Genomic DNA, 13,266 nt, shown 5'->3' with positions numbered 1-13,266 from the left:
TTAACGCTTGGTTTCATTAGAGTGTAGGTAACAATTTCTTCTTTACCAATAAATAAAATGCAATTTCGTATGTTTATGTCACAAAAAGATCTACAAATATTTAACTATTTTGCATCTCATCAAGTGTGTTGGTTTTTCGTTTAAAACATTAAGACGGATAGTTTATAAAGCATGTGTTATACATCGGTTTATCTAGATAAATGACGTGAATTTATAGGTGTGGGTTAGAACTATAATTGAGAGGAGAAATGATGAGAAAAATGTTAAGAGTCGAGGTTCAATGTTTCCAAGCACCTCAACTCTTTTAGCTGTGTCGGCTGTTAAGTATCGCCATGCACGTTTTAATTCTATCGACTAATAAGTGCTAAGAACCTCATCGATTTGCTGATTAATGATCTTCATTTCGCTGTAGATAACCGAAAGATCATCATCTTGCGGCGCAAGCTTATTGAGTGTGTTTTGTTCTACTCTTTCCAATGCAACTGTGGCCGTTTCTTCACCAAAGCTGGCTAAAATGCCTTTTAAGGTGTGCACGGTAAAATGAAGCTTGCCCCAATCTTGTTGTTGAACCAACTCTTCGATCTCTTGTAGCGAATTGCCATGGTCTTCTTGATATGTAGACAAAACGGCGTAAATGACGTCTCTGTCATTGTCTAAATAGGCGTTTAAAGCATCAAAGTCTAGCATGTGGACTCCTGTCGGCTGAATGTTGAAAATGGGCTAGGCGGCTTAGTGGAAAAACCATACCTTGATGAATCACTAATCCATTGATTCCATTTTGGAGGAAGTTCTAACTGTAAGATTTCTTCTAGATAGTCGTCGCTAAGTTTCTCATCTATATGAGCTTTATTGACGGCGTATATATAGTCAAGTTTGGCGGCAACTGAATATGGGTAACTGTGAATGTAGTCCTTTATTTCTTGGATCGAACCCAAATTTTCAATGTTTATACACGTTGAAGGGTCGACATTTTTGGACTCAAGTTGGTGATTTATGGCTTCTCCACGAGATTTGAGACATTCCACTGTTAAATGATAAAGAGAGTACTCACCAAAGTGGGCGAGCATGGGTAATAACTGAGTGAGCAAATAAGTCGGTTGGCTGTGGAAATTGTTCGCTAACAGTGTCGAAGCTCTAATCACTTTTTTGTGGGCAATCTGAGGGCTATTTTCGATGAGCAATATGCTGCTCTGAAATAGGGCAAGGCTGGCCAAAACTTGCTGCTGTTGTTTTACCGGAAGTTTCAGGTTTACCAACTCGGTGAATTGGTTGGCGTGCTCAAGCAAAATACGTTTGTACTTTAGTTGCGTCTCGCGCTGATACGTTGCTTTTAAGGAATTAAAGTGCGCACCAATGGAATGGATGACATCAATGTCAGCAGCTGAAATGTGGGTTGCATACATCTCACCTAACTTTATGATCATATGTGTGTTATCTGCGTTCTCAGCTAAGTCGATGGCCCTGATTGCACGATGGCTGATGCTGGGAGTCATCTCAAATGCACGAATCGCTAATTTAAGAGCAGGCAGCAGCATTTTATGTTTTTCATAGATACAGCTTAAGCAGTCAATCACGCTCAATGAGAGTGGCTGTGCTATTAGAAAATTGTGGAGCTTATCTATGGCTAAATTTGGCTTGCCTAAGCTGTCGAGAATCAGCGCCTCAGCCACCAATTTGGTTGGGTGCATGTTGGTTTTGGAGTTGTTAATGACGCTAGAGAGTAACTGCCATTTCTTACCTGCAATTAAATGTTCAATCAATGTCGCTTCGAACTGAACGCTAGTACCATTAGGGGAGATCGCCAAAGCTTGAGCTAATCTCTCTTGACTGGCAATGGGATACAAATCATTCAGTTGGGTGAGTTTCTTTGAAACGGACACGGCACTTTGGATCTTTTTACCCAACGTTTGAGTATTAATCGGTTTAGAAACGAAGTGGTGTGCTTCACCTGAAAGGGCGGTTAATACTGTTTCCTGACGCATATCCCCAGAGAGCAAGATTGTCGCCACAGTATGATCGATGAGGCGATTTCGATACAGAATGCCCAACAGCTCAAAGCCAGTAAAAGACTGTTCTAAGTGGTAGTCAATGAGGAGTACATGAAAAGAGTGTGTCTCGACCGCTTTAATTGCTTTTCGATAGTCGGTCGCAATAAAAATACAGTCGCGCGAAACTCCCAAACTAGCCAGTTGCTGCTTAATAAGTATTGTTGCACTTTTAGAGTCGTCGACGATCAAAATTCGAAGGTCTGTTGGTAAGGTCAAATCCATTTTCCTTAATACCAAATGTTATTTTTTAATTTAGGTGTCAAGTTGCACATTGTCAAGGTGCCTATATCACATACAAACACTCAATAAACTATTGGTAATTAAAGAGTATTAGATAACATTTATGAAAGCCTTCAAACGCAGGTGACTTTTACCTGATTTTAGTGGGGTTATACGTGTTTTAGAAATAAAAAAGAGGCAAGCCGATAAGCTCACCTCTCTGTTTTATTGTTCGAGTTTTTATTCGAAATGTTGTTCTTTGCTTGAAGTTTTATTTACCGAAACTCTAGCGTTAATCACGCATGTTTAGAATCAATACTGCCGCTAGAGCCAAGAACGCCGTCATCATTAAGAACACATCGTTGTAAGCCATGATGGCTGCGTCACGTTGCATTGTGCCGAGCAAACTTGCTTGTGCTTGTTGCATCGCAGTTGCGGCATCACTTCCTGACTGAATGAAAAACGCTTGTTGTTGCTGAAGCGTCTGCCAACCAAGTTGACTCACTGAAGGTAGCGACTCCTTGATGTGTGCTAAGTGCTCACGGGTTTTGTTATCCAATAGCGTAGCGATAATCGCGATGCTGAAAGCGCCCCCTAAGTTCCGCATTACGTTGGTTAACGTTGATGCGTCTGGCGTGTCCATTTTGCTGATGTTCTTCATGGCAACCAAAGACAGCGGAACCATGATGAACGGACTACCAATAGCACGCAGAACCATAGATAAAATCAGCTGTTGCCCGCCAAAATCGGTTGTCATGTGTGTATTTACGTAACAACTAAAACCGAACATCGCGAAGCCAAAGGTAACCAAGTACTTAGGCTTAATGATCTGTGTTAGCTTTGGCACAATTGGGAATATCAGAAGCTGTGGGAAACCCATCCACATTAGCACTTCACCAATTTCCATCGCGTTATATTGCTGAATTTGAGTGAGATACATCGGTAGAACATAGATAGAGCCGAGCAATGCCATTCCTAGAATCAAATAGGCGATACAAGACATCGCAAATTGCCCATCCCGCAATAGCCGCAGGTTAACCAATGGCTTCTTGTGTTGGAGTTCGTTTATCACGAAGTAAACCAAACTCACCGCCGACAGAATACTCAAGCCAATAATAAAGCTCGAACTGAACCACTCTTCACGGTTACCTTCTTCTAACACCACTTCCAAACAACCTAGCCCTAATGCCATGGTGGCGATACCAAACCAATCGGCTTTTTTCAGCGTGCCAAGGTCGAGTTTTTCATCGTCCAAGCCATATCGGATCATGGTGATCACAAGCAAAGCTGGCGGAATATTGATGTAGAAAATATAGTGCCACGAGAAGTTCTCCGTCAGCCAGCCACCAAAGGTAGGGCCAATCGATGGAGCAAAGGTCGCGGTTACACCAAACAGTGCCATACCCACAGCACGCTTGTTGACCGGCAATAACTGAATCACCAGCGAGAAAGCAAGCGGGATTAGAGCACCACCACTGAAGCCTTGCATCGCGCGGAACACGATCATCGAGGTCATGTTCCAAGAGAACGAACACAACAAAGATGAAATGGTGAAAATGGCTGTCGTCCACGTGATATAACGGCGTTTACCGAGCGCTTTAGAAAGCCAACCACTGAGTGGGATAGCGATCATCTCTGCGACTAGGTAAGACGTAGAGATCCACGAGCTTTCATCCAAGGTGGCTGATAGCGCACCTTGAATATCTTTGAGAGACGAGTTGGTGATCTGAATATCCAAGATCGCCATAAACGCGCCAATCAAGCCGCCAAATAGGGCGATCCAATGGCGTCTCGAAACCTCGTCATCATCATTTGTTTGGGTGACAACACCAGCGTTACTCATGGTCTAGCCTCGTTTATCGATGGTCGCTACCACAGACAAACCAGGAAGCAGTCGACCTTTCAACTCTTGCTGATCTGGAATAGTAATTTTAACCGGTACACGTTGAACGATTTTAGTGAAGTTACCGGTCGCGTTTTCTGGTGGTAGGAGCGCAAATTTAGCGCCAGTCGCAGGGGAGAAACTGTCTACCACACCTTCAAGAGGCTGCCCCGGGAACGCATCCAGCTCTACTTCAACCGTCTGACCTTTGTGAATACCACTTAGCTGTGTCTCTTTGAAGTTGGCTTCAATCCACACTTGGTTGTTTGGTACCAAGCTCATCAGTGGTGCGCCTGCTTGAATCAGCAAGCCTTCACGTACGCTGCGTTTACCAATCACGCCATCTGCTGGCGCGTAAACTTTGGTGTAATCAAGGTTAAGCTGTGCTTGATCTCTCTGGGCTTGAGCTTCGGTCACGGATGCATTTGCTTGCTCAATCTCACTAGCGATAACGGTTAATTGGTCATTGGTTGCAACGAGGTTTGCTTTTGCTTCTTCTAAATCTGCCTGAGTTACTTTTTGTTGTGCAACCATGCTATCGACTTCATCTTGAGACGCGTAGTTACGCTTTAGTAAGCTACGAGAACGTACCACTTGTTGAATCGCGCGTTCGTATTCAGCTTGTGCAGAATCAACGCGGCTTTCTGCTTGATTGATCTTGCTACGTTGTAACGTTTGTTGTGCCACTAGATTTTTGACGTCTGATTGCACGACGCTTAAATGGGCGTTTGCTTGAGCGAGTGCTGACTGGTAATCACGGTCATCGATTTGAACCAGCAAATCACCTTCTTTAACCGATTGGTTATCACTCACATAAGACTTAACAATATAGCCAGAGACCTTAGGGCTAATATTCGTGATGTCGCCTTGTAGGTAGGCATTGTCGGTAGATTCAAAGTACTGGCCATAGCCGTACCAGTATCCAGCACCGGCTAAACCCAATGACAGCATGATCGCAGTAGCAATAAGCGGAGCTTTTTTACGTTTTTTGGTGCTTACTGTTTGCGAAGCGTTGTTGTTCTCTGTCATTTTTTCTTTCTCATTTTGTTTTTATTTAGATGTAACGAATTGTAAATGAATTCGATTGATTGATAAGATAGGAAAAAAGGGAAATACTGTTGCAAAAATCTAACTAATGGCGCTTTGGGAGAAGTACGATGGATTTAAATGCTGTGACTGTTTTTACACAAGCTGTTGATTGTGGGAGTTTCACGCACGCAGCTGAAGCATTGAACATGACCAAGTCGACCGTCAGCCGAAAGCTAGACGAGCTGGAACAGCATCTAGGTGTGAGGTTGATCACTCGTTCGACACGAAGTTTAGTCTTAACGCCAGAGGGTGAGCGCTTTTATCAGTCGAGCATGCAGATGCAAGAGATCATGAACCAAGCTGAGCTAGAGGTTTCAGCCAATCAGGATTTGATCCGAGGGCAGTTGAATGTTGTGTTGCCTGTCGAATTGGGGCATCAAGTATTAGCCAAATACATCCACAGCTTCCTAAAAGAGCACCCAAACGTGACTTTGAACTTAGAACTGTCGAATCGAGAAGTCGACATCATTGCGGAGGGGATCGATCTTTACGCACAAATTGGTGAGCTAGTGGACTCGAGCTTGGTTTCTCGCTACCTCACAACATCAAAGCGTGTATTGGCAGCCAGCCCTGAGTATTTAGAGCAGTTCGATGACGTCTCTTCACCCGATGATCTTGAACCGCCATTCAGAATGATTGAGGTGGTGAACAAGGCCGCGCGTCTACCCAAGTGGCATTTACAATTAGAAGGCGGAGAGTCGATTTTGATCGATCTGCCGTGTCAGTTGCGGGTGAATACCATCACGGCATGCCTAACAGCGTGTGTGGATGGGCTCGGCTTGGCGGTGCTTCCTGAATTCATTTGTCGGGAACACTTTAAGACAGGTAAGCTGATTCGTCTGTTACCTGAATATGAGATGCCAGAAGTTTCAGTAAGCCTAGTGTATGCAGACAGGCAGTTGATGCCGAAACGTAAAAAGGTCTTTATCGACTATCTACTGACTGCCTTTCAAAATAGGAAGCAAAAGTAACGGGGAAAACCTTAGCGGTTAAGTGCTTAGGCTTCCTATTATTCGTTATTGTCTAAACCGTATCGAAGCTAACTATGATCGGGCTGCCAGTCGACGACTTGCCCATTCGCCAATATAGCTTTGACCGATAGGGCAGCAATATCGACACCGTTGTAACGAAATGCCTTGTTAGAAAAGTTAGCAATGATCTTACTCCCGTCACTGAACTCAGTTTGTTGAACATCGCCGCTCTTATCTAACCATTCGGAATCGACTAACTGTTTATCCCATAACTGTTCGTGCATTGGTTCAAAGCCATCTTGATAGTGTTTGAGTGCTTTGATTCTCTGGCTTGAACTTGATAAAGCTTCATCTCTGGTCAAGTGAACCATCGGTGGTGTGTTGTACAGCATGGCGGTTAAGTCACGTTCTGTTTGTACATTAGTGAACTTAAGGCTGTCTGAATGCCAATGGTGCGTATTGATTACTTCATCATGGAAAACGGCTTGGTAAAGTGGAATTCGATATTGTGGCGAAAATAGTAGCGACTTATAGGGCTCTTTAACCTCGGCCGGCTTAAAGAAGAAGTCGGGCTTTTGGTCTGGGTACCAACGACCTAAGTAATAGGGAGATTGGCGGTTCTCTTTCATGTCTTTGTCTGTCCAACCAAAACCAACCGTTTCTAAGCCGTGTGCAAACGCGATGCCTTTTGTTGTTAGGCTGTTGCCGTCTTCAGAGCCTAATACTAACGAAGGTTGCTCGCTAAGCCACTTCATTCGGTTGTTGAACGCAGAAAGCATGTCTGATTCGTCGTTTGTATTGCCATTACTGTCTATAGAGACGCGGTAATCTTCACGTGCCATGGCGGTTGCATCAACATCTAAGAACAAGCTGTTGAAGTTGCCGAATCTCATAATGTCTTGAGCACGCTGTTTTACGTATTCTAAATGGCAGTTCGGGTTTAAGTAAAAGCCGTTTCCACGAAATCCTTTTTTCAAACTCCCATCCGCTAGTTCAATCGCACAACTTTGACGCATCGGCTCTGGTAATTGAGCGGTTAGCCAGTTGTCATTGAGCTTCGCAGGAATTGCGGTGTTGTAGGAATCGTAAGTACCGACCAGATATCCGGACTGTTTTGCCAGACCCACAGCGTTAGGTTGATAGAATGCTGGCATCCAATTATCGAATCCAAGCCACAGTTTGTTTAAGCCTGCCTTATTTAGATTAGCGACCATGTCTGAAGACAACGCTTGTCCCCAAGTCTCTGACGAGTTTAGGTAAGGGGAAGCGTGCTCTAGCAACCAGTTCTTCTTATCCTGTGCTGCTTTATATTGCGCTTTAATCGTGTTGTCTTCGAGTGTCGGATTACCAACAGGATATAACACCTGCAATGACTGGCTAATAGAGTCCAACAATAGTTGTTTGTGGTACTGACTGAACCAATCTTTCCCCTTGGAGAGTGATGATAGCTCTCTTTTCGCTTCCGCAGAAACACTGAGTTTAGAGCCCTCTAGATACCATGTTTTCAATCCCCACCAGTCACTCACATCTTGGATGCTTAATGGGTCTTTGCCAAATAGGTAAACGTGGCTCGCGCCGATCAACTTAGTCACATCTGGATTGCGCTTTTGCTTTGCTACAAGCGTTTCAGACTGGTCATTATTGATGCGCCAATCTCGGTATTGTTTGGCACCATCTAACCACGAGTCTCCGAGGGTGATACGAACAATAAAAGGCTGTGACTGATTGAGCATCGTAAATTGGTGTGCTGCCTTCATATCAATTTTGGTTTTTGTATTTGAGGAAGCATTAGAGGATGCATCTGAAAAGAGCAGTTGATTGTTGGTTGCATTAACCATTTGATAGCTAATGAAATGATTGTTTTGCTGTACTGTCCAAAAAGGCATCTTCAAGTCTTGAGTAGTGTTACTTCCAGAATGGTTACCGACGAGATAACTTGCCCAAAGCTTGTTGTCAGTAGGCACGCGCATACCTTCACTAAACGGAAGAAATAGTGTCTGAGTTTGTTGTTCGGCAAGATCAAACCACGTCAATTCGATGGGTTTGTTTCGTTTCACCTGTATATTTGAAGGTAAGCTGAACTGAAAAGTGAGCTGGTCTTGATTAAGCTCTGCCTCAAGGTTTATCCCACTGGGCACTAAGGTCCAAGTGGCGATTTTTACTGAGTCAGCTTTATCGGAAAAGCCAATAACCAGATTGGTCGTTTTCTGTGGTTGGCTATCAACGGTGAGAGTACCGCTGTTAACGCTTAAGCCGTTCCAATCTATCTCTAGAGTATTCGACGATATAGAGATGGCATTGCTGGTAGTGGCGTTAGCGTTGTCGCGAATACTGCTGCCGCTAACGCTGCTATTACTTGTGAGCGTTATTTGGCTCGCTTGTGCATTGGATGAAAACAGACAAGCGGTTGCTAAAGCCACAATGGCACAAGTGAAAAGATTGAGTGGGTAACGTACGCTGAGCATATCTAGATTCCGTAAAGGGTAAGTACAGTTATTACACCTAAGCAGCGCTAGTGCTTTGTCACCTATATGTCTCTATTTTCTGTTTGGCTTTAGTGGTGTTCCATTAGAAAGGCACGGCGACGCGTTGCACATATTGGACTTCAATTGTGCCTTGGTATTCAAGCATTTCAACCGAAGCACTCAAGTGCTTGGCTTTAATTCCCTGTGGACTTTCTGTGGGAACGGGTGCTTGCGCTGTTTTGATTGGCACTTTGTAACCCAGCAGGTTGTAGTTTTCATCAAACCATTGCCAACTCACATTAGCGTCAGGGCAGTTGTCGATCACCTTTGGAGGCGAGAGCACGATATGTGGTTCGCTGAGTTTACTTTCGAGCGTCAGCCATCGATTACTGTTATTTAAAGCGACAATAATAGGGTAGTGATTTGAACCTATCTTTAGTTGATAAACACCAGATTCGGGTTTGATGAACATTTCATTGGTTTCAATCTCTTGATACTCATTATTGGAAGCGAGTTGTCCATCGAGAAGGACTTTACCTTTAGGCGATACCAAAGAAAGAGTTTGAGTTTCTGAGCCTTTGCTGAGTTGCTCGGCAGAGACTTTGATTTGATAACCGTGCGACGACAGGCCATAGCGTCGAATGAAGCTGACTTGGATGTGGTGTTTTGGCTCAGCACTTTGTTTGAGTAAGGTTCCACATTGAGTCTGGCTCAGGATCTCTTGTTTGACTGGCAGCCAAAGCTCACTATCGAGTGATTTGTGATCGAGTGCGATTTGCAGCTCTTGCCACGCAACTTGAGGTTGGTCATCAAGTAGAGATTGATAGGTGTGCTGCAATGGCGTGTCGGTAAACCATGCCGCATGACTTGCGAGCGGCAATGTGTAGATCAGTGCGGTTAACGAAGTAACTTTCATTATGATTCCCCGGCCAAGCGGTAATCAACGCCACGATGTGTTTCTATATTCAATGTTGGCAGCTTCTGGCGTAAGCGCAGTATGTGATTATCAATAGTTCGGGTACTAGGAAAAGCCTGATATCCCCAAATCTTATTGAGTAATTCATCTCGGTGAAACACACGACTTTGGTTCTGAACAAACAGTACCAATAGCTGAAACTCTTTAGGTTTTAGTGTTACAGGGCTTTCATCCAGATAAGCGATCCGTTCCGACAAGTTGATTTGGATATTTGCGTAAGTTAAGAGGCTCACACCTAACGGACGTAGCTGGGTAATGACTCGAGCGAGTAATTCGTCGTTCGAAAATGGTTTAGTCACATAGTCATTGGCACCCGCCATTAAACCTTCAACACGTTGTTGAACTTCTACTTTAGCGGTCAACACAATCACAGGCAGCGCTTTGAGGAGCAACCAGTTTGGAAGGTGTTGCAAGCTGTCCCCATCTTCAAGCTGTCGATCCAGTATCACAAGATCGGCTCGAAACCATTTCTTACTGGCATTCTCTGAATCCTTCGCCCAAAGGCATTGGTAACCATTGGATTCAAAGAAGCTGACGAGGCCTTGTCCAAGCAGTTGGTCGTCTTCAATCAGCAGTAGGGTGTTCATAAGCAATTTCCAAAATACATCGGGTTGGGTTACGAAGAATAATGAGGCGGCCATTCGCTTGCTTCATCAAGTGCTCGACAATAGTCAGGCCAATGCCCATGTTATCCAGTTCGTGCGTTTCACTTGGCGTGACACCAGACATGAGCCGTTGTATCGGTGAAGGGAAGTGCCCCTCGTCTTGTACCTCAATCGTCAGCTTGTCACCGAGTTCGACCTTTACCAAAACCTCACCTTTACCATGTTGTTTGGCATTCTTGATTAGATTATCCAAGCAGATGGTTAGCCAGTAATAGGGAAGGTTCAGTTCAACTTCACGCGCTTCACATTGATAAGAAATATTGTGCTTTTCACAGACATGATCGAGCCACTCTTCTAATGAAGCGTTTTGCTTCAACAAAGGCTCTGACTGATCCGAACTTAGGTACACTTTGCTGTTTTCGGTGAGCTGAGAAAGCCTTTGATAGTCAGATATTAAACGCCAAACCGCACTTTGAGTTTCATCAGAAAAGTCATCGTAGCGATTTCTAAACATTTCGACGGTTAAGCCTAGGCTAGTAATAGGCGTGCGCAGTTCATGAGTAAGAAGCTGTAAAACGAACTGCCTCTCTTTTCGTTGTTTTGTTCTTAGGTATAAGACTCTAGCGAGCCCGGGAAGCAACGTTAGCAGCAATGTAAAGATCAACGTTTTCATGATCAGATTGTCATTGCTAGGCTCGTTTAAGCACACGTTACTGTAACAAAAAGTACAGGTTTCACCTGCCAAAGATACCTCTTGCTGCTCTGCGATAGGTTGCCAAACATCTAAGGGAATAGCTTTCCAGCCTTGTTCGCCACTTAACCAAAGCACATCATCTTGTTGCCAAGCGCGGTATCCATTGAGCAGTGCTTCTCTGCCTTGTGCACTTAGGCTTTCTAGTTTGTTATATAAAGGGTGCTGAGGGTTGGTAAGACTCAAAAATGGGCGTATCTGCTCGGTCACATCTGGGTAAGCGGCTAAATAACGACCAGCAAAGCTGCCACCGGCAGGGTGACGTTTGGAGTGTGCTGCAAACCAAATCGAATCCAATGTTTGTTGCTGACACAGAGCGAGCTCGAACTCGATGGCTTCATGTAATGAAGGGTTACTGCTTTCAATCGCTTGGCAGTGATCTTGTATTGACGCTAACGCTGCGATGTCGTCCCAACTGAATTGGTTGAAATCAGGATAGCGGCTATTTTCATGGAGCAGAACTTTCGGATACTGAGCCAACTCTTGTTGAGATACTAAGAGTGGGGATGATTGCCAGCTCAGTTGATACAGAGTTTGCCACTTATCTTGCAAACTTTGGGCATTGACTAGGGTTGGGAGCCAAAAGATCAAGCAAAGAGCTAATGTAAACCTGCGCATCCAATCATTCTCGTTAAAAGTCGTGGGGCGAGTCTAAAGAGTTTTGGGCGCGATTTGTAACCTGAATGTCAACAAGTGTTCTTTTAACAACAAATTGTCGAGTGGGTCATGCTTTTAAATAATAAAGTACAAATACAGTAAGTATCATTTATTTGAATAAAATAGATAATTGTGTACTTACTGTCATTATTGGGCGAAGTGAGGGGACTATACTGGGCTCATACCTAATAAGAGGAACCATCATGAAACTCATCATCAAATCAGTATTGGCAATCAGTATTTTGGCTACAGGCTCTGCTCATGCGTTCGAATTAACCAGCAACGATATTCAAGAAGGTCACCCAATGGCAAAGACTTTTGAATACTCTAGTTGGGGTTGTGACGGCGATAATCAATCACCACAATTGATGTGGAAAGATGCACCAGCAGGTATCAAAAGCTTTGCTATCACAGCTTATGATCCAGATGCACCGACTGAAAGTGGCTTCTGGCATTGGGTTGCGTTTGATATCCCTGCAACTGTGAACGAGCTACCTCGCGGTGTCGACATCTCTAAAGTCGGTGGCAAAGAAGGTCGCATTGATTACGGTACAGTTGGCTACGGTGGCGTTTGTCCTCCAGAAAAAGATGGTATGCACCGTTACCAGTTCACGGTTTGGGCATTACCAACGGACAAACTTAACCTCGACGAAAATACGCCGTCGGCTGTGGTTGGATTCACGTTGAACAGCATGGCTTTAGACAAAGCTAAACTGACCGCAACTTATACACGTTAATAGCTTATGTACGTTAAAGCTTATACACGTACATAATAAGTAAACAAGGGGATGAGATGAATCATCAATATCAAGTGACGATCTTTCGTGCAGAGCAGTTACAAAAACTGCGTAATGTGAGGATTCTATCCCCTAGTATCATTCAGATTATTACAGGCAGTAAGCGCCTGTTTTGGAAAGATTCAGCGGCAGAGCTCTCACATTCTGAGCTGTTGTTTTGTGAGGCATCAGCTTCACTAAGTTTTGAGAACATGCCCCACAAAGGGCGCTTCTTGTCGCGAGTGTTCAGCTTTCAATTCCAACCTTCTCAGGCGATGCTTGATTTAAGTGAGGAACGGTCGAATGATCTGGGACTGCCTACAGTAAAAGTGGATCGAAACTTACAAGACTCACTCAATGCTCTGTTCTCTTTTGATACACAGAGCATGAGCAAAGAGACTCAACAGTTTTGGTTGCAGGGCTTGTACCAGCAATTAGCTGAAAAAGGGGTGTTGCATCTATTGTTTGTCAGTGCCAACGTCTCGTTTAGCCAAAAGCTCAGCCATTACCTTTCACATTCACCAGATGAGAAACATCCATTAGAGTCGGTGGCGGAGCGTTTTGCGATGAGCCGAGCCACATTGATTCGGAAGCTCAAACTGGAAGGCATGCAATATCGAGAGGTACTGGCTGAAGTTCGCTTGAGTCACGCGCTTTATCTGATGCAAAACGGACAGCAGAATGTGGCGATGTTGGCTCAGTCTTGCGGTTACCAATCGGAAGGGCGTTTTAGTCAGCGCTTTAAAGGCAAATTTGGTTTGTCGCCAAGTGAATACATCAAAACCGTCGTCAGCCATAGAGTCGCGACGCCATAGTCATTATGTTTG

General features: G+C 44.2%; 11 protein-coding genes. 3 read left to right on the top strand and 8 right to left on the bottom strand.

What is annotated here, in order from left to right; all coding sequences use genetic code 11:
* Nucleotides 1-354: 354 nt before the first annotated feature.
* The 4 genes from AB4493_RS02685 to AB4493_RS02670 all read right to left on the bottom strand — a co-directional run bounded on the left by AB4493_RS02685 (nt 355) and on the right by AB4493_RS02670 (nt 5,178).
* Nucleotides 355-687 (bottom strand): Hpt domain-containing protein, encoded by a 333-nt coding sequence (locus AB4493_RS02685; protein ID WP_017060508.1) that lies wholly within the window; start codon nt 685-687, stop codon nt 355-357.
* Nucleotides 681-2,270, bottom strand: coding sequence for a response regulator (locus AB4493_RS02680; protein ID WP_017064673.1), 1,590 nt, complete (start codon nt 2,268-2,270; stop codon nt 681-683). The genes AB4493_RS02685 and AB4493_RS02680 overlap by 7 nt, the downstream gene beginning before the upstream one ends.
* 289 nt (nt 2,271-2,559) lie before the next feature.
* Entirely contained in the window at nt 2,560-4,110 is a 1,551-nt protein-coding gene (locus AB4493_RS02675) for a DHA2 family efflux MFS transporter permease subunit (protein ID WP_372154473.1), read from the bottom strand.
* 3 nt (nt 4,111-4,113) lie between these two features.
* Nucleotides 4,114-5,178, bottom strand: a complete 1,065-nt coding sequence (locus AB4493_RS02670) for an HlyD family secretion protein (protein WP_017066726.1) — start codon at nt 5,176-5,178, stop codon at nt 4,114-4,116.
* A gap of 128 nt (nt 5,179-5,306) precedes the next feature.
* On the opposite strand from AB4493_RS02670, the gene AB4493_RS02665 reads away from it, so the two are divergent.
* Nucleotides 5,307-6,209 (top strand): LysR substrate-binding domain-containing protein, encoded by a 903-nt coding sequence (locus tag AB4493_RS02665; RefSeq protein WP_372154472.1) that lies wholly within the window; start codon nt 5,307-5,309, stop codon nt 6,207-6,209.
* A 68-nt stretch (nt 6,210-6,277) separates the two neighbouring features.
* Here AB4493_RS02665 and AB4493_RS02660 read toward each other — a convergent pair whose 3' ends face one another.
* The 4 genes from AB4493_RS02660 to AB4493_RS02645 form a co-directional block, all read right to left on the bottom strand.
* Nucleotides 6,278-8,674 (bottom strand): glycoside hydrolase, encoded by a 2,397-nt coding sequence (locus AB4493_RS02660; protein WP_372154471.1) that lies wholly within the window; start codon nt 8,672-8,674, stop codon nt 6,278-6,280.
* Nucleotides 8,675-8,777: 103 nt separating this feature from the next.
* Nucleotides 8,778-9,590 (bottom strand): DUF2861 family protein, encoded by an 813-nt coding sequence (locus AB4493_RS02655; protein ID WP_372154470.1) that lies wholly within the window; start codon nt 9,588-9,590, stop codon nt 8,778-8,780.
* Nucleotides 9,590-10,237, bottom strand: a complete 648-nt coding sequence (locus tag AB4493_RS02650) for a response regulator transcription factor (protein ID WP_017066451.1) — start codon at nt 10,235-10,237, stop codon at nt 9,590-9,592. Before AB4493_RS02650 ends, AB4493_RS02655 begins: the two co-directional genes overlap by 1 nt.
* Nucleotides 10,215-11,624 (bottom strand): DUF3404 domain-containing protein, encoded by a 1,410-nt coding sequence (locus tag AB4493_RS02645; RefSeq protein ID WP_372154469.1) that lies wholly within the window; start codon nt 11,622-11,624, stop codon nt 10,215-10,217. Before AB4493_RS02645 ends, AB4493_RS02650 begins: the two co-directional genes overlap by 23 nt.
* 242 nt (nt 11,625-11,866) lie before the next feature.
* Between AB4493_RS02645 and AB4493_RS02640 the strand changes: the two genes are divergently transcribed.
* On the top strand, nt 11,867-12,400 hold the full coding sequence (locus AB4493_RS02640) for a YbhB/YbcL family Raf kinase inhibitor-like protein (RefSeq protein ID WP_372154468.1): 534 nt from the start codon (nt 11,867-11,869) through the stop codon (nt 12,398-12,400).
* 56 nt (nt 12,401-12,456) lie between these two features.
* A complete protein-coding gene (locus tag AB4493_RS02635; protein WP_102320430.1) occupies nt 12,457-13,254 on the top strand; it encodes a helix-turn-helix transcriptional regulator in 798 nt (265 codons plus the stop codon).
* Nucleotides 13,255-13,266 lie beyond the last annotated feature (12 nt).

The sequence above is a fragment of the Vibrio sp. 10N.222.55.A1 genome (assembly GCF_041473835.1).
Classification (GTDB): domain Bacteria; phylum Pseudomonadota; class Gammaproteobacteria; order Enterobacterales; family Vibrionaceae; genus Vibrio; species Vibrio crassostreae_C.
The sequence above is the reverse complement of the archived record's forward strand: the minus strand, read 5'-3'. Positions and strand labels throughout refer to the sequence as shown.